We start from the raw sequence: 26483 nt of genomic DNA on the forward strand, positions 1-26483 counted from the left end.
GCGGCCGATGGTCGATCCGCTACGGAGACTTGGTGATGCGGATCCGTCGCGCGCGCAGCAACAGCGCGATACCCACCGCGTCGAGCATGACGAGCAGGAGGATCGCAGCGTGAGCACTCAGCCACAGCGCCGCGTCGTGCGGGAGCAATTGGGACAGATCGAACGCCCGAATCGCTTCCGATCGTTCTGCGGCCCAGTCACTGGCTGCCGAGTACAAGGCGCAGAAGGCCACGAACACCGCGTTGAACAGAAGGGCGAGCACCCAGATCATCACCACGAGGGCACGTGGAAGGGGTACGGGCGATCTCACCTGACTCATCCCGGAACGATACGAGCGGACGGTTGTGTCCCGGTCACCGATCGCCCGCAGCGCGATGAACGTTTGCGAAAGGTCCCTGCACCAGTCACGAGAGTGACTCGTGCCATCCATCCAGGCATCTGCTACCGGACTCCGTCCGGTTGCACGCAGACTCTCTCCTAACGCGACGTTCAGGTTCAATTCCCGAACCCGCGGTGCCGTTCGCGCTGTGTCGCCGGCCGTCTCCGACCGGCGAGACCGGGCCAGCCTGACGGGGGCAGCCACTTCTGGAAGCGTCGGGCAAGCGCTGCCGCCTCCTCCTCGTTCCGCAAGACGGCGTCGATCCCTCCGTCGTAGACCCCCACGGCCCAGCTCAGGTCGTCGGGCAGCAGGAGGAAGTCGGTGCCGTCGTACTCGTGCACGAGCAGCACCAGGTCAGCGAGCAGACGGTCGTCCACCGGGCCGCGGCGGAACGAGTGCGAAGGGAGTGGACAGTCTGTGTAGTCCTCGTCCTCAGCCTCGTCGATCTCGTGCTCGTCGACGTCGACGTCGACGTCGACGTCGAACCAACCGGTTCCGGTGGCCGAGGCCCATTCCAGCAGTTCGTCGTCGTCTCCCTCGTCGGACTCGTCCAGGACATGCGTGACCCAGGGTCGCAGCGGCGGAACCACCGACAGGACCCGATCACGAACCACCCCCGGCCACGGAGGGTCCTCGACCAAGAGCACCATCCCGGGCTGCCCCGTGAGCTGCTCGACCGACCGGACGATCCCGCGGAAGCGCCTGACCACTGTGCGTCCATCACGGCGGTGGCGCACCGTCTGGCGACCGTCGGGAAGGGTGTGGAACCGCACCCAGTCGTCCGGTCGAGCCTCGCGTGGAGAGTGGCGCCACGTCTCCACACCAGGCCAGCGAGCGTCCCAGAGCTCGAGCAAGGCTGCAGCCTCGGTGGACGCTCCCGGTGCGAGCACGAGCGAGGGAGGAGCCGGCTCGGGGACTGTCATGGCGTGATCATGGCAGGTGTTCGACCGCCGAGCGACTGCAACTGGCAGGTGGCGGATCGCTGATCGGTGGGCCCTGCCGGGATCGAACCGACGACATCCACGGTGTAAACGTGGCGCTCTACCAGCTGAGCTAAAGGCCCCTCGCACCGCTTGCGGCGCACCCCACATCTTACGGGTGCGCCGAGAGCGACGCCGGTCCCCTGACTACGCTCGTCCGCATGCGCCGCTCCCCCGCCGTCGTCGTCGCCGCCGTCCTCTTCGCCCTGCTCACCGGCTGCTCGACCCCCGGTGCCGACACGACGTCGGTCGCACCCCCGTGGCCGCGCCCCACCGACCTGGCACACCGGGCCCAGGAGGCCGGGCTCGAGAACGTCTGGGGCGAACGCCTGGCCGAGCACGTCCACACCCACCTGACGATCACGGACGGCGACACACCGGTCGTCGTGCCGGGCAACGTCGGGCACTCGAAGTCGCAGCGGTTCGCCGCGCAGCTGCACACGCACGACACGTCGGGCATCCTGCATGTCGAGTCCCCGACCCGCCGGTCGTTCACGCTGGGGCAGTTCTTCGACGAGTGGGGTGTCTCCCTCGGGCCGGCACACGTCGGCGGACTGCGAGGGGAGCTGACGGTGTGGGTGGACGGCAAGCGGTACTTCGGCAACCCGCGGTCCATCGAGCTGACGAACCTGCGGCAGATCGGACTCGACGTGACGACGATCGGCGAGGTGCCACACCCGCCGGCAGCGTTCGACTGGCCGCCGCAGTACCACTGACCCGCGGCGCTACCGCCGGCGCGGAGGGACCCTCTCAGGCTTCCTTCGACGCCACCCACCCGAGGTCCAGGTCCCACTCGTCGACCGACCCGGGTCCGAGCTGCCACACGTACTCGTTCTTGAGTTTCCGACCGTCCTCACGGAACGGCCCCGTCCGGTACGGGTAGAACGCCACGGTCGGCAGGGTGCCGTCCGGCGCGGTGCGGATCGCGTTCGAGAAGTCACGGTTCAGCCGCCGGAGTTCGGCGACGACGGCCGGGCGGGCGGGGTCCGCATCGAACGACTCGGCGGACGCGGCGAGCTGGAAGGCGATGTGCAACTGCCGGTTGCCGTGGTCGTCCTCGTAGCTGATCAGCCGGTGGTTCTCGACGGCTTCGAGCAGGACGGGGTCGCCGTAGACGACGTCGCGAACGGCATCGGGCGCGACGACGGCACCGTTGAAGTCGACCGACAGGTCCGAGCGGCCGTAGTGGAACAGCAGCGGCAGGTCGAGTTCCGCCTCGGCGAGCAGGTCCTCGTGCCCGGTCGCCCGCAGCACGGGCTTGAGGTCACGCATCCGCACCACGTGTCCGCGGTCGTGGATGTTGTACCGGATGCGGGGGCTGATGTTCTCGGAGCGGGTGATCGTGACGACGAGCTCGCCGCGGTCGTTCGTCTCGATGAGGTACCCGAACGGGTTGAACTGGAAGACCATCGGCAGGACGCCGTACTCGGACTGCTTCGTCAGCGCGCTCGACAGTGCCGGGTCGGCCGCGATCGCCTTGCGCACCGCCACCGAGAAACCGGTCTCGATCCCCAGGTTGATCTCGAGGTCGCTCGCCCCGTAGGACCCGAGGACGGTGTGCGCGTACTGCTCGATGTGGGCGCGCATGTTCTCGCTGATGCCCTCGCCGCCGAACGCCGCGACGATCGTGTACTCACGCCAGTCGATCCGGTCGTCCTCGAACAGCGCCTTGAGGAACGGCGGGTAGCTGAGGATGACGTACGTGAACCCGGTGCCGAACTCCTGCATCGTCTGCACGATCTTGTCGCGGTCCGGCCCGATCGACTTGATCATCGTGGACTCGGTGAGCGACGCCGTGACGTTCATGCCGGTCGCCCACGCGCCGAGCGAGAACGCGTTGAGCACGAACGGCTGCTTCGCCAGTTCCTTCGAGGTGCGGGCGAACCCGAGCTGCAGCAGCTGCCGGGTCGCCTGGCGCTCGTCCGGGCCGCGCACCCAGCTGGTCGGCACACCCGAGGACCCGGACGACTCGTCGACGACGACACCGCGTCGCGGCAGCCGTCCGTCGAGACACCGCTCCGGGATCGTCCACCGCTTGACGTAGGACTCCTTGTCCATCTCCGGCAGCCCCGAGAACGCCGAGGCGATCCCGCTACGCGTGTCCAGCCGGGAGGAACGCCCCGCGCCCGCCAGGAACGCCCGGTACGCGGGCACCCGCTTCGCCGCGAGCTCCGCCGTCCGCCACGCACGCCACCGCCCGAGGGTCCACCGGAGCGGCTCGATGCCCGGCGCGAGCAGGAACTTGTGCGTCCCGACCCGCGGCATGAACAGTCCGACGACCGCCTCGACGACCCACACCACCGTGAACACCGCCGCGCGCTTCACGAGGCACCGCCGTCCGCAGTCGCGGTGAGCGTCATCGCCGACGCCGGTCGTCGGTGCGCCAGGGGCGGCGGCGCACTCCGGCCGAACCGGAACAGCATCCACGCCATGCGCCCGTCGGACTCGTCGACGCCGGCACGCTCGACGAACGCCGCGTGCGACCGCGGGTTCGTGATGACCGTCCCGAACGGGTGCAGGGCGATCCCCCGCGCGTCGAGGTCCAACCAGATCCGCATGAACGTCCGACCCGCCTCGACGTACTCCGCCGGCGACCCGAACGGCCCCTCGAGCCACCCGAGCTGTCGGACGCCCCGCATCGTCGACAGGTAGACCTTCTTGAAGGTGGCACCGATGCCGGGTGCTTCCCACAGCCCACGGTGCTCCATCGCGAACTTCAGCACCGGCCCCGGCATGAGCATCGTCTCGGCCGACAGCCCGTCGCCGGTGTCCGCCGCCTGGCGCTTCGAGAACCGCAGCCAGTGCAGGATCTCGGTGTGCACCGCGTCGTTCCGCAGGTCGTCGAACAGTGTCGCCTGGTTGACCCGCACGATCTCGTCCACCGTGGCCCGGTCCGCCGTCGTCCGGAACCGGTGTCCGGCCTGCGCCGCGATCGACTCCGAGGCCCGGATCGCGTCGTCGTCGACCAGGGTCGCGTCGTAGGGTCTGCGCGAGGTGCGCCGCGCGAGGAAGCCGTGCAGGGCCTCCCGGTCGGCAGCCGTCGCCGGGCGCGGCGTGAGCGTCACGCTGCCGAGCCGGTGCAGGTGGCCCGCCGGGTCGCGGTCGAGCCGGCCGAAGTCCATCTCGGCATGGTCGAGCGACTCGGTCACCGCGAAGCCGTGCGCCCGGGCCACCAGGTCGAGCCCGGCGAGGAACACGCCGCAGCAGACGTGCCCGAACGGGATCCCGAAGGACTCCGCCGGCAGCCCGCGCCGCAGGTCGTAGAAGACGGTCGCGGTCCGGTCGTCCTCCACCCGCACGACGATGGGCTGCGAGTTGTGCGGTGACGGGTAGTGCCGTGCATCCTCGATGATGCCGGTCCAGGGTGTGGCCATCGGTTCCCCCTCGGTGGTCGTTGCCGCGAGCATACGCACCACCCGTCCACGCCCATGCCCGCGCTGGCATGCCTGTGGACGACGCAGCACCGTCTGGAATGCTGTGGAGGAAGGGCAGCGTGCCAGGACGCAGCCCAGGCGAGCGCACCATGGGCCGAGGCGAGAGCACCATGGACCCAGGCGAGAGCACCATGGACACAGGGGAACGGGGACTTCGATGACGGAACCGTCAGCACCACAGCAGGGCACCGCACGACGCCGGTGGATCGTCGGCGCCGGGGCGCTCGCCGTCGTGGTCGCCGCCGCCGCCACGGTCGCGTGGTCCCTCTCCGACTCCGACCGGGAGGCCCGCCCCACCCCCGCAGTGGCCGTCGCCACCGCCACCCCCACGCCCACCCCGTCCCGCACGCCGCTGCCCGCCGTGCCCGACCGCCCGTCGGACGAGGCGCTCGCCGCACTCCCCCTGGCCTTCCACGACGCCGTGATCGGTCAGCTCCTCGACGGCTCGCAGGTCGACGCTCGGAACGAGTGGACCACCGCGACCCCGAAGTCGCCGCTCGTCCCGCTCTACGCCGCGCCCGACGCCGACGCCGCTCCGGTCGCGACGCTGTCCTCGTCGGTGTCGACGATCAACACGCCGACCGCGACCGCCGTCTGGGGTCGATCGGCCGGCGCGGACGGCGGCATGCTCCTCGTCTCGACGCCGTCCCGGAACCGGACACCGGGCGACGGCGGCGTCGCCGAGGCCCCGAGTTCGACGTTCGCCTGGGCCCGCGCTGCCGACTTCACGCTCGCGGGCATCGACCGGGAGGTCCGGATCGACAACGCGACCTCGACCATCGCCATCGTGCACCGCGACGGCACCGTCGAGACGAGCGAGACCGCACGGCTCGGCACGCCCGACGACCCGACACCGTCGGACACGAAGACGTACATGGAGGCGAACTACGTCGACCCGCAGGTCGGGTACACGCAGGGGCACCCGATCTCGCTGACCGGTGCGCACTCGTCGAAGCTCTCCGGGTACGGCGGCAACGCGGCCCTCACGGCGCTGCACTTCTACCCGGACCCGACAGGCTCCTCGCACGGCTGCGTCCGGATCACGGCCGCGATGACCGATGCGCTCGCGAAGCTGCCGATCGGGACGCCGATCGAGTTCAGCTGAGCAGTTCGCGGACCACCGCGTCGGGGCGTTCGACGTGTGCGAAGTGCCCGCAGTCCTCCAGGAGGACCGTGCGGACGTCCGGCAGGACACCACGGAGACGTGCCAGGTCGTCGACCCGCGCGAACACGTCCTGCCGGCCCGCGACCGCGACGACCGGGCACCGCACCGCGGCCCAGCGCCGAGTGTCGTAGCGCGCGGCCGAGCGGGCCGCGCCGAGGAAGCCGGCCGGACGGAACTCGTCGACGAACGCCTGCAGCACGCTCGGGGGCAGCTGTCGAACGGCGGCGAACACCGGTCCGGCCAGCAGCGGCAGCAGTCCGATCCGGGCGAGTCCGCGCAGGAGGCCCCGGGCGGCTCCACGGGTCACGGCCAGCCCGGCACGCAGCAGTGTGAAGGCCGGCAGCGTCCGCAGGGCCCGGACCGGGTGACGTGCGGCGGCAGCGGTGGCGAAGGTGGTGCCGGAGACGAGGCCGAGGGACCGCACTCGGTCCGGCCGGGTGACCGCGAGGTGGAGGCCGACGAAGGCCCCCATCGAGTGGCCGACCACGTCGACCCGGTCGAGACCGAGGGCGTCGAGGACGTCGACCAGGATCTGCGAGGACTCGTCGACGTCGAGCGGCACGGCCGGTGCCGGCGAGGAGCCCCAGCCGGGCAGGTCGACGAGAACCAGGCCCCGCCCGTCGACGCCGTCGGCTGCGGACAGGAGCGGTGTCCACGTGGTCCATGAACCGGCGACACCGTGCAGGAACAGCAGCGGGCGGGGTCCGGGCCGGTGCTGGACGACCGTCGGGCCGGCACTCGTCGTCACGGTCGTCGTGGTGAGGGCCCACCGTGTCGGGTCGGCGACGACGGGGTACGGCGCGTACCTGTCCGTCTGGCCGGTCCCCACCTGCGGGACCGCGCCGGTGTCGGTGACGCGCACCGTGCCTCCAGTCCGACGTCTCGTGACGTCACCCGGAGTTCGGAACCGACGCCGTCGTGGAGGGGGCGAGGCTCAGCCGACCGGGGCTGATCAGGCGACGGGGACCGGCGCAGCGCAGGCCGCGAGCCGGTCGAGGGCAGCCCGGTACTCCGTCACGTCACGCGCGACACCCGGCTCGGTGATGATCGAGGCCTTGATGCGACCGTTCACGTCGATGACGAAGGTCGCGCGGGTGGCGAAGCCCTTCTTCTCGAGGAAGACGCCGTACTCCTTCGAAACGGCGCCGTGCGGCCAGAAGTCCGCCAGCAGCTCGAAGTCGTAGCCGTTGACCTGGGCGAAGGAGCGGAGCGTCGCCTTCGAGTCGACCGAGATGCCGATCAGCTCGATGCGCTGGTCCTGGAACATCGCGATGTTGTCCTGCAGGGTGCAGAGCTCGTCCGTGCAGGTGGACGAGAACGCGAGGGGGAAGAAGACGAGGGCGACCGGGCGGTGTCCGCGGTGGTCGCTGAGTCGGACGTGCTCACCGAACTGGTTCGGGAGCTCGAAGTCCGGCGCGAGTGAGCCGATCTCCAGAGCCATCGTTGGGGTGCTTCTCTCCCAGGGCGTTGGGTGTGCCCTACGGTTCCACACGTCCACCGGTCGCGGACGCACGGTCGGCCATGCTACGCCGACGTCGTCCGAACGCAAGTGGCGTCCGGTGCGCGTCGCCGTCAGCGGGAGCGTCGGTGCGGGGGCCTAGAGTGGACGCGGCCCGTCCCCGGTCGTGATCCGACCACCGACGGCCCGACATGTCCACCACCACGAGAACGAACGAGGTCAACGGTGACGGTGAACGACCAGGACCCGCGCAGCACCGCAGGAACGGACCAGGACCCGGAGGAGACCGCCGAATGGCGTGAGTCCCTCGACGGCCTCGTCGCTACCCACGGACACCAGCGGGCTCGCGAGATCATGCAGAGCCTGCTGAAGCGCTCGAACGAGCTGCACCTCGGTGTGCCGATGGTCCCGACGACCGACTACGTCAACACGATCGCGCCGGAGGACGAGCCCGAGTTCCCCGGCGACGAAGAGCTCGAGCGTCGCTACCGGCGGTGGATCCGCTGGAACGCGGCCATCACGGTGCACCGCGCGCAGCGTCCCGGCATCTCGGTCGGTGGCCACATCTCGACCTACGCGTCGAGCGCCGCCATGTACGAGGTCGGCTACAACCACTTCTTCCGCGCGCAGGACCACCCGTCCGGCGGCGACCAGGTCTTCTTCCAGGGCCACGCCTCGCCCGGCATGTACGCCCGCGCCTACATGGAAGGCCGCCTGAGCGAGGACCAGCTCGACGGCTTCCGCCAGGAGAAGTCCCACGCCGGTGGCGGGCTGTCGTCGTACCCGCACCCGCGTCTCATGCCGCACTTCTGGCAGTTCCCGACCGTGTCGATGGGCATCGGCCCGATCAACGCGATCTACCAGGCGCAGCAGGCCAAGTACCTGTCCAACCGCGGCATCAAGGACGCCATGGACCAGCAGGTCTGGGCCTTCCTCGGTGACGGCGAGATGGACGAGGTCGAGTCCCGCGGACAGCTCCAGGTCGCCGCGAACGACGGTCTCGACAACCTGAACTTCGTCATCAACTGCAACCTCCAGCGCCTCGACGGACCCGTCCGCGGCAACGGCAAGATCATCCAGGAGCTCGAAGCGTTCTTCCGCGGTGCGGGCTGGAACGTCATCAAGGTCGTCTGGGGCCGCGAGTGGGACGACCTGCTCGCCCGTGACACCGACGGCGCGCTCCTCAACCTGATGAACGCGACGCCGGACGGCGACTACCAGACGTACAAGGCCGAGAACGGTGCCTACGTCCGTGAGAACTTCTTCGGGCGCGACCCGAAGGCGCTCGAGTTGGTCAAGGACTACTCGGACGACCAGATCTGGAACCTCAAGCGCGGTGGCCACGACTACCGCAAGGTCTACGCGGCGTTCAAGGCCGCCAGCGAGCACAAGGGCCAGCCGACGGTCATCCTGGCGAAGACGGTCAAGGGCTACGGCCTGGGCCCGAGCTTCGAGGGCCGCAACGCGACCCACCAGATGAAGAAGCTGACGCTCGACAACCTCAAGCAGTTCCGCGACGAGATGCGCATCCCGATCACGGACGCGCAGCTCGAGGAGAACCCGTACACGCCGCCGTACTACCACCCGGGCAACGACGACGAGGCGATCCAGTACATGCACGAGCGTCGCCGTGAACTCGGTGGCTACGTGCCGGAGCGTCGCACGAAGTACACGCAGGTCAACCTGCCGGACGAGTCGAAGTACCAGGTCGTGAAGAAGGGCTCCGGCAAGCAGGAGGTCGCCACGACGATGGCGTTCGCCCGACTGCTGAAGGACCTGCTCCGCTCGCCGGACTTCGGCAACCGCGTGGTCCCGATCATCCCGGACGAAGCGCGCACGTTCGGCATGGACGCGTACTTCCCGACCGCCAAGATCTACAACCCGAACGGCCAGCACTACACCTCGGTCGACCGCGAACTCCTCCTGGCCTACAAGGAGAGCCCGCAGGGCCAGATCATCCACGTCGGCATCAACGAGGCCGGCGCGATGGCGGCCTTCACCGCCGTCGGCACGTCGTACTCGACGCAGGGCGAGCCGCTGATCCCGGTCTACGTCTTCTACTCGATGTTCGGCTTCCAGCGCACCGGTGACGCGATCTGGGCCGCGGGCGACCAGATGACCCGTGGCTTCATGATCGGCGCCACCGCGGGCCGCACCACCCTGACGGGTGAGGGCCTGCAGCACGCCGACGGCCACTCGCCGCTCCTCGCTGCGTCGAACCCGGCCGTCGTGTCGTACGACCCCGCGTACGGGTACGAGATCGGACACATCGTCCGGACCGGCCTCGACCGCATGTACGGCACGAACGAGGACGGCACGCCGTCGCACTCCGACCCGAACGTCATGTACTACCTGACGGTCTACAACGAGCCGCTCGTGCAGCCGGCCGAGCCCGAGGGCGTCGACGTCGAGGGCATCGTCAAGGGCATGTACCTGCTCAAGGCCAGCGAGCACGACGGCCCGAAGGCCCAGCTGCTCGCCTCCGGTGTCGCCGTGCCGTGGATCCTCGAGGCGCAGCAGCTCCTCGCCGAGGACTGGGGCGTCTCCGCCGACGTCTGGAGCGTCACCAGCTGGGGCGAGCTCTACCGTGACGGTGTGGACGCCGAGCAGCACGCGTTCCTCAACCCGAACGAGCAGCCGCGCACCCCGTACGTCACCGAGCGCCTGCTCGGGACCGAGGGCCCCGTCGTGGCGGTCAGCGACTTCATGCACGCCGTGCAGGAGCAGATCCGCCCGTTCGTCCCGACCGACTACGCCACGCTCGGCGCCGACGGCTTCGGCTTCTCGGACACCCGTCCGGCAGCACGCCGCTTCTTCCACATCGACGGCCCCTCGGTCGTCGTGCGGACGCTGCAGCAGCTGGTCCGCCAGGGCAAGCTCGACGCTTCGGTCCTGCAGCAGGCGATCGACAAGTACCGTCTGCACGACGTGACCGCCGGCACGACCGGCAGCGCGGGCGGCGAGAGCTGACCCGTTGGTGACGACACCACGCACCGACACCGCCGGAGCGCGGGAGGACGACCGGGCACGGGCGCTCTCCTGGCTCCGGCAGGTGTCGGGCGAGCTCTCGACCGCGACGATCAAGCGACTCGAGGACACGCTCCCCTGGTACAGCGAGATGCCGCCGGGCCGACGCTCGGCGGTCGGCATGGTGGCGCAGGCCGGCATCACGTCCTTCATCTCGTGGCTCGAGGGCAGTGCGTCGACCCCGTGGATCGCCGCGGCGGACGTCTTCGGATCGGCGCCACGGGAACTCCTGCGCTCGGTGAGCCTGCAGCAGACCCTGCAGCTCATCCGCGTCGTGGTGACCGTCGTCGAGGAACGCGCCGCCGACGACGAGATGCTGCAGGAGGCGATCCTCAAGTACTCGCGCGACATCGCGTTCGCCGCCGCCGACGTCTACGCCCGCGCGGCCGAGGCCCGGGGGCTCTGGGACGCTCGTCTCGAAGCCCTGGTGGTCGACTCGATCCTGTCGGGTGAGTACGACGACGAATTGCCGTCGCGCATCGCCGCCCTCGGCTGGCACGGACACGGTGAGGTCGCCGTGCTCGTCGGGACCGCCCCGCGGCAGCTCGAGGTCGACCAGGTCCGCCGGACGGCCCGGCACCAGGACGCGGACGTGCTCATCGGCGTGCAGGGCTCCCGACTCGTCGTCGTCATCGGCCGGGCCACCCCGCGGGACGACGTCCCCGAGGGTGAAGAGCCGGTGTCGTTCATGTCCATCGCGCAGGAGCTCGAACCGCTGTTCGGCGAGGGTCACCTGGTGCTCGGCAACGAGGTCCCCGGCGTGGTCGACGCCTCGACAAGCGCCAAGGCCGCCCTCGCCGGCTTCGCGGTCGCACGGGCCTGGCGCGGGGCACCCCGGCCGGCCCTCGCAGACGACCTGCTGCCCGAGCGGGCACTGGCCGGCGACCCGCTCGCCCGGTCGGCGCTGGTGCAGCGGATCTACGTCCCGCTGAAGGACCAGTCGACCGAACTCCTGCAGACGCTCTGGTGCTACCTGGACACCGGGCGCTCCCTCGAAGCGACCGCGCGCGAGCTCTTCGTGCACCCGAACACGGTGCGCTACCGGTTGCGCCGCGTCGCCGACATCATCGGGTGGGACGCCACGCACGCCCGCGACGCCCTGATCGTGCAGTCGGCGCTCATCCTCGGCGCGATGTCCGAATCGGCGTCCACCCGTCGTCGCCCGACCCGGCGGTAGGGGTTCCTACAACGGACCGGCGGAATCCGTGTGGGGAGTCCACACGGGTCCTGCGGGGACAGGCAGACAGGATTGACCGGTGATCGTCGTCGTCGCGCCCGGACAGGGCTCCCAGACCCCCGGCTTCCTCGCCCCCTGGCTCGAGGACTCCGCCGTCCGTGACCGAGTCGGGCAGTGGTCCGAGGCGATCGGCGTCGACCTGGCCGAACACGGCACGAACTCCGACGCGGACACCATCAAGGACACCGCCCTGGCGCAGCCGCTCATCGTGGCCGCCGGACTCGTGACCGCCGACGCCCTGCTCGCCGACGGTCGACGTGACCTGGTCGGTGGGGTCGCCGGACACTCCGTCGGTGAGTTCACCGCCGCTGCCGTCGCCGGCGTCCTCACGCCGACCGACGCGGTGTCCCTGGTCGCCGAGCGCGGCCGGGCGATGGCGGCCGCCGCAGCCCTCGAGCCGACGTCGATGGCGGCCGTCCTCGGTGGCGACGCCGACGAGCTCGCAGCGGCCCTCGAGTCGCTCGGGCTCACCGCCGCGAACCACAACGGCGGCGGCCAGACCGTCGTCGCCGGCCCCGCCGACGCGATCGCCCGTCTCGCCGCCGAGCCGCCCGCGAAGGCCCGGGTCATCCCGCTCGCGGTCGCCGGCGCCTTCCACACCCGCTTCATGGCCCCCGCGGTCGACCGGGTCGCCCCCGTCGCGGCAGCCGCCACCGTGCAGGACCCCACCCTGCCGCTCTGGACCAACGCCGACGGCTCCCGGGTCGAGGACGGCCGGCACTTCGTCGACCTCATGGTCCGTCAGATCGCCAGCCCGGTGCACTGGGACGCCGTGATGTCGTCGTTCCAGCAGGCCGGCGTCACCGGGATCATCGAGCTCGCTCCGGCCGGGGCGCTCGTCGGTCTCGCGAAGCGTGGCCTCCGCGGCACCCCGACCGTCGCGATCAAGACCCCGGAGGACCTGCCCGCCGCGGTCGAGCTGCTCGAGAGCGCCGCCGCCGACACCACCGAGGGCACCCGATGACCGACACGAGCAACACCGGCGACGCCAGCAGCACCAGCGTGACCAGCAGCGCGACCGCCACCGACGGGGCCGACGCGGCCACGGGCCTCCAGTCCGGCACCCGACCGGTCCTGTCCCAGCGACGCGGCCACGAGTTCACCCGCATCCTCGCCTTCGGCGCCGCACGCGGCGAGAACGCCGTCCCGAACGAGGACCTGATCGGCCCGATCGACTCGTCCGACGAGTGGATCCGCCAGCGCACCGGCATCGTGACCCGCATGCGTGCCGGCCGCGACGTCGAGGCGGTGGACCTCGCCGAGACGGCTGCCCGCGAAGCGATCGAGAAGGCCGGTCTGACGCCCGACCAGATCGGTGTCGTGCTCGTCGCGACCGTCACGCACTCGGTCGCCACGCCGTCGTTGGCCTCGCTGCTCGCCGAGCGCCTCGGCGCGACCCCGGCGGCCGCGTACGACATCAGCGCCGCGTGTGCCGGCTACGCGTACGGCATCGCCCAGGCCGACTCGTTCGTCAAGTCCGGCATCGCCGACCACGTGCTGGTCATCGGTGCCGAGAAGCTCAGCGACGTCGTCGACCCGACCGACCGCTCGATCTCGTTCCTCCTCGGCGACGGCGCCGGCGCAGCGGTCGTCGGTCCGAGCGACACCGCCGGCATCGGCCCGAGCATCTGGGGCTCCGACGGCTCGAAGTGGGACGCGATCGGCATGACCGCGACCTACAACGAGTGGGAGGCCGGCGCACCCCGCCCGACCATGCGCCAGGCCGGCCAGACGGTCTTCCGCTGGGCCGTGTGGGAGATGGTGAAGGTCGCCCGTCAGGCACTCGAGGCGGCCGGCGTCCGCGCCGACCAGCTCGCCGCGTTCGTGCCGCACCAGGCGAACATCCGGATCATCGACGAGTTCGCGAAGCAGCTCGGCATCCCGGACACCGTGGCCATCGCCCGCGACATCACCACCACCGGCAACACCTCCGCCGCGAGCATCCCGCTCGCCACACACCGCCTGCTCTCCGAGCACCCGGAGCTGTCGGGCGGACTCGCCCTGCAGATCGGGTTCGGCGCCGGACTCGTGTTCGGCGCGCAGGTGGTCGTCCTCCCCTAGTCCCACGCGCCTCCGGGCGCGGGCGCTGCCCGTGCCCTAGGCTGTCCCACGGTCAAACGACACCCCCCTCAAGGAGAACACTCATGGCCCTGTCCAACGAAGAAGTCCTCGCCGGCCTGGCCGAGCTGATCAACGACGAGACCGGTATCGCTACCGACACCGTCGCCGCAGACAAGTCGTTCACCGACGACCTCGACATCGACTCCATCTCGATGATGACCATCGTCGTGAACGCCGAAGAGAAGTTCGACGTCAAGATCCCCGACGAAGAGGTCAAGAACCTCAAGACCGTCGGCGACGCCGTCGACTTCATCGTCAAGGCCCAGGCCTGAAACGAGCTTCCTGAGCGCCGCGGGCCGCTGACCCTCGAGTCATGGCCCGCGGCGCTCGTCTTGTCCCTCGCAGAAAGAACCGTCGTTCATGACCAAGAGAACCGTCGTCGTCACTGGGATCGGTGCGATCAGTCCCCTCGCTGCGACCGCCAAGGAATCCTGGGCGGCTCTGCTCGCCGGTGAGTCCGGCATCAGCCGCATCGAAGACCCCCGCTACGCCGAGCTCGAGCTCCCCGTCGAGTTCGCCGGCCAGGCGCGTCGCTTCGTCACCGACCAGCTCACCCGTCCCGAGTCGAAGCGGCTCGACCCGTCCTCGCAGCTGTCGCTCATCGCGGCGCGCGAAGCCTGGGCCGACGCCGGCATCGACGCGGAGTCCGTCGTCCCCGAACGGCTGATCGTCGACTGGGCGACCGGCATCGGCGGCGTGAACACGCTCCTCGACGCGTGGGACACCCTCCGTGAGAAGGGCCCGCGTCGCGTCATGCCGATGACGGTCCCGATGCTCATGGCGAACGGCCCCGCCGCCGCCATCGAGATGGAGTTCGGCGCACGTGGTGGCGCCCGCACCTACCTCTCGGCCTGCGCCTCCTCGACGGAGTCCCTGGCCGAGGCCTACCGCCACGTCGCCTTCGGTGACGCCGACATCGTCATCGCCGGTGGTGCCGAGGCAGCGCTGCACCCGCTGCCCCTCGCCTCGTTCGCCGCGATGCAGGCGCTGTCCCGTCGCAACGACTCCCCCGAGACCGCGTCCCGTCCGTACGACGTGACCCGTGACGGCTTCGTGCTCGCCGACGGTGCCGCCGCGCTGATCCTCGAGACCAAGGAACACGCCGAGGCCCGCGGTGCGCACATCTACGCCGAGGTCGCCGGCTCCGGCATCACCTCGGACGCGTTCCACATCACCGCGCCGGACCCCGAGGGCTCCGCGGCCGCCCGTGCCGTCCTGATGGCACTCGAGCACGCCGACGCCAGCCGTGAGGACGTCGCGCACGTCAACGCGCACGCGACCTCCACCCCGGTGGGCGACGTCGCCGAGTACCACGCCATGCGTCGGGTCTTCGGCGAGCACCTCGACTCCGTCGTCGTGTCCGCCACGAAGGCCTCGACCGGGCACCTGCTCGGCGGTGCCGGGGCGATCGAGGCGGTCTTCACGGTCCTGGCGCTCGAGAACCGCGTCGCGCCGCCGACGATCAACCTCACCGAGCAGGACCCGGAGATCGTGATGGACGTCGCGACGGCGCCGCGTGACCTGCCGCAGGGCGACCTGCTCGCGGTGAGCAACTCGTTCGGCTTCGGTGGGCACAACGCCGTGGTGGCGTTCCGTTCCATCTGATCCACCTGCCGGTCAGGAGGCCCGTCCCGCGTCGCGGGGCGGGCCTCCCGTCCGTCCGGGGGCGTTTGCGCGGTCGGTCGGGCCCCTGCCGAGCGGTCAAGACACCCCGCTCACCTCCCGCCGACCGGTCACCACGCGTCGCTCCGGAGGCCCGCAACCGACAGAACCTGACCGCTCGGCGACACCTGACGGGCGCGCCCACCCGGCACGCGCCGACGAGCGGGAGGCTCCGCCAGCCCGGCCCGGCCGCCGAGCGGTCACGACACCCCGCTCATCTCCCGCCGACTGGTCACGAACTGTCGCTCCGGAGGCCCCCGACCGACAGAACGTGACCGCTCGACGACGGAGGCCGGGCGCGCCTAACCGGCGCGCACGTCCCGGAACGCCGAACGCCGCCCCGCAGGACGGCGTTCGGTGTGACGGGAGGAACGTGCGGACTCAGCCGACGCGGTGCAGCCAGACGACGGGGTTGCCCTCGGCCGCGTGGCGGAACGGCTCGAGTTCGTCGTCCCACGCCTGACCGAGGGCGAGCCGGAGTTCCCGGTGCAGCTCGAGGGCGTTGCTGCCGGCGATCTCCATCGCGTAGCGGATCCGGTCCTCGGGGACGACCATGTTGCCCGTGACGTCGGTCTGTGCGTAGAAGACGCCGAGGTCGGGGGTGTGCATCCACCGGCCGCCGTCGGAGTCCGTCGTCGCGTCCTCGGTGACCTCGAAGCGCAGGTGCTCCCACCCGCGCAGCGCAGAGGCGATCGCCGCGCCGGACCCGATCGGCCCGGACCACGTGAACTCGGTGCGGCGCGAACCGTCGAGTGCAGGCTGGTCGAGCCACGAGAAGTTCACGGCGCGGTTCATCGCGCGACCTGCCGCCCATTCGACGTGTGGGCAGAGCGCACGTGGTGAGGAGTGCACGTAGAGCACTCCTGACGTTGACCCAGTCACGATTCCTCCGATCGTCAGGTGCGACTTCCCCATCGACCTGTACAGCGGAGGACCCGTTCGGGACCATCGGTATGCGATTGTGATGTCCCGGAGGACACGCTCATCATGCCAGGTGCCGACTGGGAACGGCAACCATCCGGACCATGTCGGCGGGAGAAGACCCGAAGAACGATCCCGCGGTGGACCTCGGAGCGACTAGGACAGTTCCTGGCGCGGGTAGATGACCTTCTGCACGATGATGATCACCGACGCCGCTGCCGGCACGGCCACGAGCGCGCCGAGCACCCCGCCGATCGTGGCACCGGCGATCGCGGCGATGACCACGAGCGCCCCCGGCACCTGCACCGCCCGCGACATGATGCGCGGCGAGATGATGTACGCCTCGACCTGCATGTACACGAGGTAGTAGATCGCCGCCGCCAGGGCCGTGGCCGGCGACGCGAACAGGCAGAGCAGCGAGATGAGCACGGCTGCGCCCAGGGTCCCGACCAGCGGGATGAGCGACCCGAGGAACGCGAACGACGCCAACAGCACCGGCAGCGGCGCCCCGATGACGAGCAGCCAGATGATGCTGAGCACACCGTTGATGCCCGCCTGGGTGATCTGCCCGACGACGTAGCGGCCGACCGAGGACGTCACCTGCTCGCTGACCTCGACGAAGTTGTCGCGACGCGAGGCGGGGACGAACCGGTAGACCATGGTCTTCAGGCCGCGCATCGAGGCGAGGAAGTAGAGCATCAGGATGATGACGATGAGGGCGCCGGTCAGCCCGGACAGGATGCCGCTGCCCACCGCCAGGATCCCGCCGCCGAGGCTCAGCAGGTTGCCCGGGTTCTCGACGAACTTCTGCACGGAGTCGAGCGCATGGTCGACGTCGAAGGAGCCCTCGAACTGCCGGGCCAGGTCCTGCACCCACCCCAGCTTCGAGATGTCGCCGACGATCTCCGGGAAGTTCTGCACCAGGTTCGTCGCCTGGTTCACCAGGATCGGCACGATCGCGAACACGACGCCGACGAAGGCCCCGAGGACGACGACGACCACGATGAGGATCGCCGCCCAGCGCGGGATGTACCGCTCGAGCAGGTTCACGAGCGGGTCGAGGCCCAGCGCGATGAACAGCGCGACGCCGATGTAGACCAGCACCGTGCTGAGTTCGTGGACGAGCGTCCCGGCCAGCAGCGCGACGAGTACACCGATCGCACCCATGAACCCGATGCGGAAGGCGTTGACGCGCACGCCGGTGCCCGCGCGGCTCACCTCGAACATCACGTTCGGGGTGGGCGCGTGGCTCGTGTCTTCGGGCGGACGCTTCTTGGACGGCAGGTGCACGTAGGGCGGGCGGGACTTGAACCCGCGAATCGTTCGGTTATGAGCCGACTGCCTTGACCAGCTTGGCTACCGCCCCTCGGGGGCCGAGGCCACCGGCTCCCCACGATACAGCGCCTCGAACGTCGAGAGGGTGCGGTTGATGTCGTGTGCCTCGATCATGGTCAGGCTGCGCTGCCGCATCGCCTGGTACTCGTCGTCCGGAGCGGTCAGCACCGAGGTCAGCTTCGCCGCCAGGTCGTGCTCGTCGCCGGGGGTGAACAGGTACCCGTTGCCGTCGATCAGGTGCGGCAGCGCCATCGAGTCCGCCGCGACGACGGGCAGCCCGGAGGCCATCGCCTCGAGCGACGAGATGCTCTGCAGTTCCGCCGTCGACGGCATCACGAAGACGGTGCCCTCGGTGAGCGTGCGGAGCTTGACCTCGTCGGACACGAACCCGAGGAAGCGGACGCGGTCCTCGACCCCGATCTCCTTCGCCAGCGCGGTGAGCTTCGGGATCATGTCGCCGTCGCCGACGATGGTGAAGCGGGCGTCGAGCGAGGCCGGCAGCAGCGGGAGCGCCCGGACCATGACGTCGAGGTTCTTCTCCGGAGCGACCCGGCCGACGAAGACGATGTCGTTGCCCGCCGGTCGCCCGCTCGCCGGCGTGTAGCGGGTGGCGTCGACGCCGCACGAGATCGCCAGGACCGGCTGCCCGGCGATGGCGTCGCGCAGGTAGTCCGCCGCGAGCTCGGTCGGGGTCGTGATCGCCTCGGCCAGACGGTAGGTCTTGGCCGCGTCCGCCCAGGCGATCTTCAACGCGAGGGGCGTCGTGCGCTTGCCGAACGGCGTGTACTCGAGCAGGTTCTCCGGCATGAAGTGGTTCGTGCCGATGATCCGGATCCCCCGGTCGTGCGCTTCGCGGGCGACGCCGCGACCGACGACGATGTGGGACTGGATGTGGACCACGTCGGGCTGCAGCGCGGCGATGATCGGTGCGGTGTGCTTGCGGACCGTCCAGGGCCAGGCGAAGCGGTACCACTCGTGGGCCGGCCACCGGTACGAGGCCAGCCGGTGCACGGTGAGCGTCACGCCGCGGTACTCCTCGTCGAACGACCCGGCGTGCCACCGGTTCCACGACGGCGCGATGATGTGCACCTCGTGCCCACGGGCGGCGAGGCCGAGCGCGAGCTCCTCGGTGAAGGTCGCGGCCCCGTTGACGTCGGGCGCGAAGGTGTCGGCGGCGATGAGGACCCGCAGCGGCCGTCGCCCTCCGGTGGCGGCCGTGGTGTCGGTCGTCTCGGTCGTGGCGTCTGCTGACACGGCGGGGGTCGTCCTCTCGTCGCGAACGCCGGCGCGCGTGGTGGTCGCACGCCGGTCTGGTCGGTTCGGAACGCTACCGCACCCCTCTGGCCGCCCACCTCAGCCGCGCGGCGGACCCGCGTCATCCCCTGGTACCGCACCGACCGTCGGACGCGGGTGGGCTGTCGGACGGGAGGCGCGCCTCCCGTCCGCCGTCACCGGCGCGAGTCGGGGTGGTGCTTGGCCAGCAGGAAGACGCCGGTGATCGCGATCGCACCGGCGACGAGGAAGCCGATGCCGGCTCCGACGGGTGCGCCGGCGGCCTCGTCGAGGACGATCACGCCGATGCCCACCGCGACGATCGGGTCGACGACCGTGAGCCCCGCGATGACGAGGTCGGCGGAACCGCTCGAGTAGGCGTTCTGCACGAAGTACGCGCCCACGGCGGACGCGACGACGACCCCGACGATGGCGAACGCGGTGACCCAGTCGAAGGTGCCGTTGACGATGCGGTTCAGCGTGACCTTCGCCAGGGTCGCGACGAAGCCGTAGAGGATGCCGGCACCGATGATGTAGTAGAGGGCGTTTCGGCGCTTGGCGACCAGGCGGAACGAGATCACGACGAGGGTCAGGACGACCGCCAGGACCACCAGCACGGTGATGAGCTGACCGCGACCGATCGGACTCTCGCGACCGTAGAGCGCGGCGATGAGGACGAAGAGGCCCACACCGCCGATGCAGGTCCACACGGCTCGACGCGCCTGGGTGCCGAGCGGGACGCCGGTGCTGCGCGACGAGAACCACGTCGTGACGACGAGCGCCACGGCGCCGAGGGGCTGCACGACGATGAGCGGCGCGTACGTGATGCTGACGAGCTGCAGGACGATCGCGGCACCGAGCATGATCGTGCCGAGCACCCAGTTGCCGCTGCCGAGGAGCGCGAGCACGTGACGGACCGACAGCCCCTTCGACTGCTGGCCGAGGCGCGCTTCGACGCGCTGGACCCCACGGCTCTGGAACTGCGCGCCGAGCGACAGGAACACGGCACCGACGAGGGCGACGGGGATCATCAGCGCCTGGAACGGGGTCAGGTTCTGCACCACGTCGGGGATCTGCAGGTCCGGGGTCACGCGTCGAGGCTATCCGACGCGCGAAGATATCCTGGCTGCATGGCCGTCCTCCCGATCCGGATCACCGGTGAACCCGTCCTGCACGCCCCCGCGACCGAGGTCACCGTCTTCGACGACGACCTGCGCACGCTCGTCGCCGACATGTTCGAGACGATGGACCTGGCGCCCGGCGTCGGGCTCGCCGGCCCGCAGGTCGGGGTCGGCCAGCGGCTGTTCGTCTACTCGTGGACGGACGACGACGAGGTGCTGTGGCGCGGCGTCGCGGTGAACCCGGTGCTCTGGACCAGTCCCGCGGTGCCGGAGTCGATCGAGGAGCTCGACGAGGACGACGAGTCCGAGGGCTGCCTGTCGGTGCCGGGTGAGCGCTTCCCGCTCCGACGGTCCGAGGGTGCGCTGCTGCGGGCGTTCGACGAGCACGGCGAACCGTTCGAGATCGAGGCGCACGGGTGGCTCGCCCGCGTCTTCCAGCATGAGTACGACCACCTGGACGGCGTGCTGTACGCGGACCGGCTGGTCCACCCGTACGCCAAGCAGGTCCAGAAGGCGATCCGGAAGGCCAGCTGGGGCGGGCCCGGCCAGTCCTGGCTGCCGGGACGCGACCACCCCGAGGGCTGAGCACGCCGCCGGCTGGGTACGCCGCCGGGCGGGTACGCCGCGGACTGGGTACGCCGCCGGGCGGGTCCGCCGCCGGCTGGGTGCGCCGCCGGGCGGGGTCAGCCCCGGTGTGCCGCCAGCGCGTCCCGCAGCCGGTCCATGTCCGGGTGACCCGGGCAGTACCGCTCGAGACCGGCCGCCAGGTCCGCCTGCTCGGTCGACTTCACGGGTGACCGCCACGGACCGGTCCCGCTGACCGCGCAGCCCGCGGCGAGTTCCTCGAGCGTCGCGGTACCGCGAGCCGCGTCGAGTGCGGACTGCTGCTGCGCCGAGGGGACGGTGCCGGTGATGGGCGCGGCCGTGCACGAGGTGCGACCGTCCTCCCACACCGCGGACGAGGTCGTGTAGGTCTCGACGGACGGGCCGTTCCCGACCGTGCAGGTGAACGCGAAGACGATCGGTGACGTGCCGGTCGGCCCGGACCCACCGGACGCCGACTGGCTGGTGGCGGCGGACGGACCGTCGGCCGCTTCGGCGCGGGCACCGGTCTCGGTCGACGAACACCCGGTCAGCGCCGTCAGGGCGACACCGAGCGCGAGCACGGCGACGAGCGTCGCGGGGCGTCGAGGTCGGAGGGGCACCTGTGGACGTTAACAGCTTCCGACAGCATGCCGGCTGTGGAAGCGCAGCACGACGCCCGGGAACCGCGGGCGGGTAGCCGCAGACTGCAGGCAGCAGGCAGCAGGCACACCCGCACGCCAGCACGCCGGAGAAACGAGAAGGCCCCCACCCCGGAGGGTGAGGGCCTGTCGCTCCCCGAGTTGGACTCGAACCAACAACCTGCCGGTTAACAGCCGGCTGCTCTGCCAATTGAGCTATCGAGGATCACTGCGGCTCCGCTGGAAGGCGGTTGAACAGCGGGTAACAGCATAGCAGCAAACGTCCAGCGTCCCGCGCATCGGTCGCGCATCCCGGGCGTGCCGCCGAAGGTGAAGCGGAGAACCCCCGGTCAGGCAGGGTTCGTCAGTAGCCGGCCACCGGGTCGACGACCCCCACGAACCCGGTGCCGTCACCGCCCAGGAACGCCCGGACGTTGTTCCCGACCCGCTCGGCCAGCAGCGGTGCGACCATCTCCGGGGTGTCCGCCTGGTGCGGGGTGATGAGCGCGCCCGGCTCGTCCCAGAGCGGGTGTCCGTCCGGCAGCGGCTCCGGGTCGGTCACGTCGAGCCCGGCAGCGGTGATCGCTCCGGACCGGAGCGCGTCGACGAGTGCATCGGTGTCGACCAGCCCGCCGCGGGCGATGTTCACCAGGCGCGCGTGGTCCGGCATGATCGCGAACTGGTGCGCTCCGAGCAGCCCGGACGTGTCCGAGGTCATGGCCGCGGCGACCACGACCACGTCGGCGTCGGGCAGGACCGCGTCGAGCTGGTCGGTCGTGACGGTGCGCTCGGCTCCGGGCACGGGCTCCGACGACCGCCGGACGACGGTCACCCGTACGTCGAACGGTGCCACCAGCCGCAGGTACTCCAGAGCGATGCCCCCGGCGCCGACGAGCACCACGTGTCGCCCGTACAGGGACATGCCCTCGGGCTCCCGCGACCAGGTCGTGGTCCGGGCACGCTTCTGCAGCACCCGGAGCGTCGCGAGGGTCAGCGCGAGCGCGTGCTCCGCGACCGGCTCGGCGTACGCGCCCTTGGCCGAGGTGAACAGCACACGGTCACCGTGCTCGGCGATGAGGTGCGCGAGCGCGTCGACGCCGGCGAACGGCAGTTGCACCCAGGTCACCCCCGGCGCGGTGGTCAGGGCCTGCTGGAGGCCGTCCGGGTCGCCGGCGTCGAGCCACACGATCCCCCGGGTGTCGTCGCCCAGGGCGGTGAGGGTGCCGCCGGCGCTCCGGACGGCGTCCTCGTGCAGCGCGGTCGCCGTCGGCAGGATCGTCACCGACCCGGACTCCGGCGTCCCGACCGGCAGGGGCCGCCCGGCATCGGTCACGACCGCACGGTGACCCCGCGCCTGCTGCTGCTGCTCGCTCATGCCTGTCCCACCACTCATGCCTGTCCCACCACTCATGCCTGTCCCACCACTCATGCCTGGCGCACCCCTCCGCGGCCGGCCGTCGCCGGCTTCCGCTTCACCGGTCGCGACGCCGTCGCCGCGAGCGTCCGGACGTACGGGTCCAGCGGGTTGTCGAGGACCTCGTCGAACGTGCCGAGCCCGACCAGTCGGCCGGCGCTCATGATCGCGACCCGGTCGGCGAGGGCACGGGCCTCCCGCAGGTCGCTCGAGACGACGATCGCGGCGAACTGGCGGTGCCGCTGGAGGCCGGCCAGGGCCTCCAGGACGGACTGCCGGACGAGCACGTCCACACCGCGGGCGGGCTCGTCGGCGACGAGCAGCTGCGGCTCGAGGACGAGCGCCCGGGCCAGGGCGACGCGCTGGCGCTGTCCGCTGGACAGCTCCCACGTGTTCAGCCGGAGCACACCGAGCGGCAGGTGCACCGCGTCGACCAGGCGGGCGACGATGAGGCCGGCTTCCTTCCGGTCGAACCGGCGGTCGCGGGCGTAGATCGGTTCGGCGATCGCCTCGCCGACGAGCAGGTCCGGGCGCAGCCGGTCGGCGCCGTCCTGCGGCAGGTAGCCGATCTGCCCGGTCAGGCGCGTGTAGCGGCGGGACGACTGCCGGAGCCGACGCGTCGGCTGGCCGAGCACGCTGAGTTCCCCGCCGACGATCCGTCGACGGTGCGCGCCCTCCCCCTCGCCGTGCGTGCCGAGCTGGCCGGCGACCGCGGCGGCGAAGGTCGACTTCCCCGAACCGGACTCGCCGAGCACCGCGAGGATCTCGCCCCACCCGAGCGTCAGGCTCACGCCGTCCACCGCGCGGATCGGGTGCTTCACCGGCCCGCCCCGGTACTCGATGCTGACGTCGTCCGCGATGACGGCCGGACCGTTCTCCCCGGTCATGGAACCCCTTCTCCTGCCGCGTGCGCCCTGCCGCGGTCCACACCGGACGGGAGGCCCGGACCACTCGTCCGCGCGACGTGCGTCGCGGACGTGGCCGGGCCTCCTGGCTGGTCGGGGTGCACCCGACGGTGTGTCACCGTCCGGTCAGGCCCCGGCCTGCTCCAGTCGCTCCAGCGTACGCCGTCGCTCGGCCTGCTCCGTCGGGTCCGGCACCGGCAGCGACGCGAGCAGCCGCTGAGTGTACGGGTGCTGCGGGGCGCCGAGGACCTCGGCCGTGGTGCCGGTCTCCACCAGGTCACCGCGGTAGAGCACAGCGATCCGGTCGGACAGGGCGCCGACGACGGCCAGGTCGTGGCTGATGAACAGCGACGCGAACCCGAAGTCCTGCTGCAGTTCGAGGAACAGCTCGAGGACGCGGGCCTGCACCGACACGTCGAGCGCACTCGTCGGCTCGTCGGCGATGAGCAGCTTCGGCCGCAGCGCGAGCGACCGGGCGAGCGAGGCGCGCTGGCGCTGGCCGCCGGAGAGCTCGTGCGGGTACCGGTCGCCGTACGCTGCGGGCAGCTGCACGGCCTCCATGAGTTCGTCCACCTGCTTGCGCGCGGCACGGGGTGACGAGGCGACCCCGTGCACGACCAGCGGTTCGGCGACGCACTCGGCGATCGTCAGCAGCGGGTTGAACGACGTCGCCGGGTCCTGGAAGACGAACCCGATGTCCTTCCGCAGTCGCTTGAAGTCCCGCTCCTTGTACCCGAGCATCTCGGTGCCGAGCACGTTGAGCGATCCACCGGTGATCTTCGTCAGCCCGGCGATGGCCCGGCCGATGGTGGTCTTGCCGGAGCCGGACTCCCCCACCAGACCGAGGACCTCGCCGGGTCGGATCGCCAGGTCGACGCCCTTCACCGCGCGGAACGCCGGCGAGCCGAGTCGACCCGGGTACTCGATCTCGAGCCCCGTCGCGGACACGACGGGCTCGACGTCCTCGGTGACGAGCGCGCGGCGGGCGACCCCGGTCGACGCCTCGAGCCGCGGCACGGCTGCGAGCAGGCGCTTCGTGTAGTCGGCCTGCGGGGCGGCGAAGAGCTGCTCCACGGGGGCTTCCTCGACGACCTCGCCCTGGTACATCACGGCGACGCGGTCGGCCAGGTCGGCGACGACGCCCATGTTGTGCGTGATGATGACGATCGCGGCGCCGAACTCGTCGCGGCACCGGCGGAGCAGGTCGAGGATCTCGGCCTGCACGGTGACGTCGAGGGCGGTGGTCGGCTCGTCGGCGATGATCACGCTCGGCTCGAGGGCAAGCGCACTGGCGATCACGACGCGCTGCTTCTGCCCGCCGGAGAACTGGTGCGGGTAGTGGTCGACGCGTGTCTCCGGGTCGGGGATGCCGACGCGGCGCAGGTAGTCGATCGCCTTGGCGCGGGCCTCCTTCTTGGAGACCCCACCGTGGGCACGCAGGCCCTCGGCGATCTGCCACCCGACGGTGAAGACCGGGTTCAGCGCCGTCGACGGCTCCTGGAAGACCATCGCACCGGCCGTGCCGCGTAGCTCGCGGAGCTTCTGCGACCCGACCGCGACGACGTCGGTGCCCTCGAGCATGACCACGCCGCCGAGCGTCGCCGTCTCCGGCATCAGCCGGAGCATGCTCCGCGCGGTGACCGACTTGCCCGAGCCGGACTCGCCGACCAGCGCGAGCACCTCGCCGGGGCGGACGTCGAGACTGACGCCCTTGACCGCGTCGACGGCGCCGCCGTCGGTCGCGAAGGTCACCGTGAGGTCGTCGACGACGACGACCGGGTCGGCCGCCGTGCGGCCCGAGCCGGCCGGGAGGCCCGTGGTGCTGCCGTTCATGCTGCTGCCCCTTCCGCGTCGGTCGCCTTGTCGCGCGTGGAGACCAGCTGCTTCAACCGCCGGCGGGCACGCAGGCGGGGGTCGGAGATGTCGTTGAGGCTCTCACCGATGAACGTCACGCCGAGGACGAGCAGCACGATCGCGATGCCCGGGTAGACGCCCGTCCACCAGACGCCGCTGGCGACGTCGGACAGCGCCCGGCTGAGGTCGTAGCCCCACTCGGCGCCCTGGGTCGGGCCGATGCCGAACCCGAGGAAGCCGAGGCCGGCCAGGGTGAGCACCGCGTCACTGGCGTTCAGGGTGAGGATCAGCGGCAGGGACCGCGTCGAGTTCCGGAGCACGTGCCGCGTCATGATGCGCCACGGGTTCGTGCCGATGACCCGAGCGGACTCCACGAAGGCGTCGTTCTTCAGGCGCACGGCCTCGGCGCGGACCACCCGGAAGTACTGCGGGATGTAGACCACGGTGATCGAGATCGCCGCCGCCGTGATGCCGCCCCAGTAGGTTGACCGGCCGCCGGAGACCACGATCGAGACGACGATCGCGAGCAGCAGCGACGGGAACGCGTAGATGGCGTCGGCGACGACCACGAGCACACGGTCGAGCCAACCGCCGATGTACCCGGACACCATGCCGAGCAGGACACCGATCGCGATCGAGACGACCACCGCCACGATGACGACGAGCACCGCCGTCCGCGTGCCGTAGAGGACCCGGCTGAACACGTCGAGGCCACCGACCGTGGTGCCCCAGATGTGCTCGGCGCTCGGGGCACCGGTGCGCGGGAAGTTCGTGCCGTCGGCACCCTGCTGGTCACCGAAGCCGTACGGCGCGATGAGCGGGGCGAACACCGCGACGAGCAGGTACACGGCGCAGATGACGACACCGACGATGAGCATGGCGCGCTGCCATCCGGTGCTCCGGCGGAGCTGGACGACGACGGGGAGACGCTTCCAGAGCGGCTCGTGGCGGTCGACGAGGGTGATGTCGGACAT

The 26483-nt window shown here is 70.8% G+C and carries 24 protein-coding genes and 3 tRNA genes; 9 read left to right on the plus strand and 18 right to left on the minus strand.

The features are described 5' to 3' along the window. Window positions 1–19: 19 nt before the first annotated feature. From QCD68_RS01200 to QCD68_RS01210, 3 genes are all read right to left on the minus strand, one after another. Window positions 20–277: a hypothetical protein gene (locus QCD68_RS01200; RefSeq protein WP_301221723.1), complete on the minus strand. Its 258-nt coding sequence runs from the start codon at window positions 275–277 to the stop codon at window positions 20–22. A gap of 218 nt (window positions 278–495) precedes the next feature. Then, window positions 496–969, minus strand: coding sequence for a DUF3885 domain-containing protein (locus QCD68_RS01205; protein WP_301221724.1), 474 nt, complete (start codon window positions 967–969; stop codon window positions 496–498). 400 nt (window positions 970–1369) lie between these two features. Beyond that, a tRNA-Val gene (locus QCD68_RS01210) sits at window positions 1370–1442 on the minus strand. Between the two features lie 78 nt (window positions 1443–1520). On the opposite strand from QCD68_RS01210, the gene QCD68_RS01215 reads away from it, so the two are divergent. Beyond that, complete coding sequence (locus QCD68_RS01215) at window positions 1521–2075, plus strand: hypothetical protein (RefSeq protein WP_301221725.1); 555 nt, start codon at window positions 1521–1523, stop codon at window positions 2073–2075. A 34-nt stretch (window positions 2076–2109) separates the two neighbouring features. Here QCD68_RS01215 and QCD68_RS01220 read toward each other — a convergent pair whose 3' ends face one another. Then, window positions 2110–3684 (minus strand): phenylacetate--CoA ligase family protein, encoded by a 1575-nt coding sequence (locus tag QCD68_RS01220; protein WP_301221726.1) that lies wholly within the window; start codon window positions 3682–3684, stop codon window positions 2110–2112. Continuing rightward, window positions 3681–4733 (minus strand): hypothetical protein, encoded by a 1053-nt coding sequence (locus tag QCD68_RS01225; protein ID WP_301221727.1) that lies wholly within the window; start codon window positions 4731–4733, stop codon window positions 3681–3683. Before QCD68_RS01225 ends, QCD68_RS01220 begins: the two co-directional genes overlap by 4 nt. Window positions 4734–4950: 217 nt before the next feature. Between QCD68_RS01225 and QCD68_RS01230 the strand changes: the two genes are divergently transcribed. Beyond that, window positions 4951–5898: a L,D-transpeptidase gene (locus QCD68_RS01230; protein ID WP_301221728.1), complete on the plus strand. Its 948-nt coding sequence runs from the start codon at window positions 4951–4953 to the stop codon at window positions 5896–5898. On the opposite strand, the gene QCD68_RS01235 is transcribed toward QCD68_RS01230, so the two are convergent. Beyond that, window positions 5891–6820, minus strand: coding sequence for an alpha/beta fold hydrolase (locus tag QCD68_RS01235; protein ID WP_301221729.1), 930 nt, complete (start codon window positions 6818–6820; stop codon window positions 5891–5893). The two genes, QCD68_RS01230 and QCD68_RS01235, sit on opposite strands and share 8 nt — an antisense overlap. A gap of 90 nt (window positions 6821–6910) precedes the next feature. After that, the gene (locus QCD68_RS01240; protein WP_111076396.1) at window positions 6911–7399 is read right to left on the minus strand and encodes a peroxiredoxin; all 489 of its coding nucleotides are present in this window, start codon (window positions 7397–7399) and stop codon (window positions 6911–6913) included. A 243-nt stretch (window positions 7400–7642) separates the two neighbouring features. Here QCD68_RS01240 and aceE point away from each other — a divergent pair, with 243 nt between their 5' ends. The 6 genes from aceE (at window position 7643) to QCD68_RS01270 (ending at window position 15407) form a co-directional block, all read left to right on the plus strand. Then, the gene (aceE, locus tag QCD68_RS01245) at window positions 7643–10387 is read left to right on the plus strand and encodes a pyruvate dehydrogenase (acetyl-transferring), homodimeric type (RefSeq protein WP_301221730.1); all 2745 of its coding nucleotides are present in this window, start codon (window positions 7643–7645) and stop codon (window positions 10385–10387) included. A gap of 7 nt (window positions 10388–10394) precedes the next feature. Then, window positions 10395–11621, plus strand: a complete 1227-nt coding sequence (locus QCD68_RS01250) for a PucR family transcriptional regulator (RefSeq protein WP_301221731.1) — start codon at window positions 10395–10397, stop codon at window positions 11619–11621. A gap of 79 nt (window positions 11622–11700) precedes the next feature. Continuing rightward, window positions 11701–12645, plus strand: a complete 945-nt coding sequence (locus QCD68_RS01255) for an ACP S-malonyltransferase (RefSeq protein ID WP_301221732.1) — start codon at window positions 11701–11703, stop codon at window positions 12643–12645. Beyond that, a complete protein-coding gene (locus QCD68_RS01260; protein WP_301221733.1) occupies window positions 12642–13742 on the plus strand; it encodes a beta-ketoacyl-ACP synthase III in 1101 nt (366 codons plus the stop codon). Before QCD68_RS01255 ends, QCD68_RS01260 begins: the two co-directional genes overlap by 4 nt. 83 nt (window positions 13743–13825) lie before the next feature. Beyond that, complete coding sequence (locus QCD68_RS01265) at window positions 13826–14074, plus strand: acyl carrier protein (RefSeq protein WP_058741348.1); 249 nt, start codon at window positions 13826–13828, stop codon at window positions 14072–14074. 88 nt (window positions 14075–14162) lie between these two features. Further along, window positions 14163–15407, plus strand: coding sequence for a beta-ketoacyl-[acyl-carrier-protein] synthase family protein (locus QCD68_RS01270; protein WP_301221734.1), 1245 nt, complete (start codon window positions 14163–14165; stop codon window positions 15405–15407). Between the two features lie 438 nt (window positions 15408–15845). Here the strand turns inward: QCD68_RS01270 and QCD68_RS01275 are convergent, their stop codons facing one another. The 5 genes from QCD68_RS01275 to QCD68_RS01295 all read right to left on the minus strand — a co-directional run bounded on the left by QCD68_RS01275 (window position 15846) and on the right by QCD68_RS01295 (window position 20083). After that, window positions 15846–16379, minus strand: a complete 534-nt coding sequence (locus QCD68_RS01275; RefSeq protein ID WP_111076390.1) for a DUF3145 domain-containing protein — start codon at window positions 16377–16379, stop codon at window positions 15846–15848. 162 nt (window positions 16380–16541) lie between these two features. Then, window positions 16542–17612, minus strand: a complete 1071-nt coding sequence (locus QCD68_RS01280; RefSeq protein WP_301221735.1) for an AI-2E family transporter — start codon at window positions 17610–17612, stop codon at window positions 16542–16544. 64 nt (window positions 17613–17676) lie between these two features. Continuing rightward, a tRNA-Ile gene (locus tag QCD68_RS01285) sits at window positions 17677–17751 on the minus strand. Continuing rightward, window positions 17742–18974, minus strand: coding sequence for a glycosyltransferase (locus tag QCD68_RS01290; RefSeq protein WP_253462758.1), 1233 nt, complete (start codon window positions 18972–18974; stop codon window positions 17742–17744). Before QCD68_RS01290 ends, QCD68_RS01285 begins: the two co-directional genes overlap by 10 nt. A gap of 194 nt (window positions 18975–19168) precedes the next feature. Then, window positions 19169–20083 (minus strand): DMT family transporter, encoded by a 915-nt coding sequence (locus tag QCD68_RS01295; protein ID WP_253462757.1) that lies wholly within the window; start codon window positions 20081–20083, stop codon window positions 19169–19171. Between the two features lie 39 nt (window positions 20084–20122). On the opposite strand from QCD68_RS01295, the gene def reads away from it, so the two are divergent. Then, window positions 20123–20698, plus strand: coding sequence for a peptide deformylase (gene def / locus QCD68_RS01300; RefSeq protein ID WP_301221736.1), 576 nt, complete (start codon window positions 20123–20125; stop codon window positions 20696–20698). A 98-nt stretch (window positions 20699–20796) separates the two neighbouring features. Here def and QCD68_RS01305 read toward each other — a convergent pair whose 3' ends face one another. The 6 genes from QCD68_RS01305 to QCD68_RS01330 form a co-directional block, all read right to left on the minus strand. Next, window positions 20797–21318 carry a hypothetical protein gene (locus tag QCD68_RS01305; RefSeq protein WP_301221737.1) on the minus strand — a complete coding sequence of 174 codons (522 nt, stop codon included), beginning with the start codon at window positions 21316–21318 and terminating at the stop codon, window positions 20797–20799. A gap of 171 nt (window positions 21319–21489) precedes the next feature. Then, a tRNA-Asn gene (locus QCD68_RS01310) sits at window positions 21490–21562 on the minus strand. Between the two features lie 138 nt (window positions 21563–21700). Next, window positions 21701–22711 (minus strand): D-isomer specific 2-hydroxyacid dehydrogenase family protein, encoded by a 1011-nt coding sequence (locus QCD68_RS01315; RefSeq protein WP_301221738.1) that lies wholly within the window; start codon window positions 22709–22711, stop codon window positions 21701–21703. A gap of 50 nt (window positions 22712–22761) precedes the next feature. Then, on the minus strand, window positions 22762–23637 hold the full coding sequence (locus QCD68_RS01320; RefSeq protein WP_301221739.1) for an ATP-binding cassette domain-containing protein: 876 nt from the start codon (window positions 23635–23637) through the stop codon (window positions 22762–22764). A 144-nt stretch (window positions 23638–23781) separates the two neighbouring features. Then, complete coding sequence (locus tag QCD68_RS01325) at window positions 23782–25488, minus strand: ABC transporter ATP-binding protein (RefSeq protein ID WP_301221740.1); 1707 nt, start codon at window positions 25486–25488, stop codon at window positions 23782–23784. Beyond that, window positions 25485–26483, minus strand: coding sequence for an ABC transporter permease (locus QCD68_RS01330; protein WP_301221741.1), 999 nt, complete (start codon window positions 26481–26483; stop codon window positions 25485–25487). The genes QCD68_RS01325 and QCD68_RS01330 overlap by 4 nt, the downstream gene beginning before the upstream one ends.

The organism is Curtobacterium sp. PsM8 (assembly GCF_030433875.1).
Taxonomy (GTDB): Bacteria; Actinomycetota; Actinomycetes; order Actinomycetales; family Microbacteriaceae; genus Curtobacterium.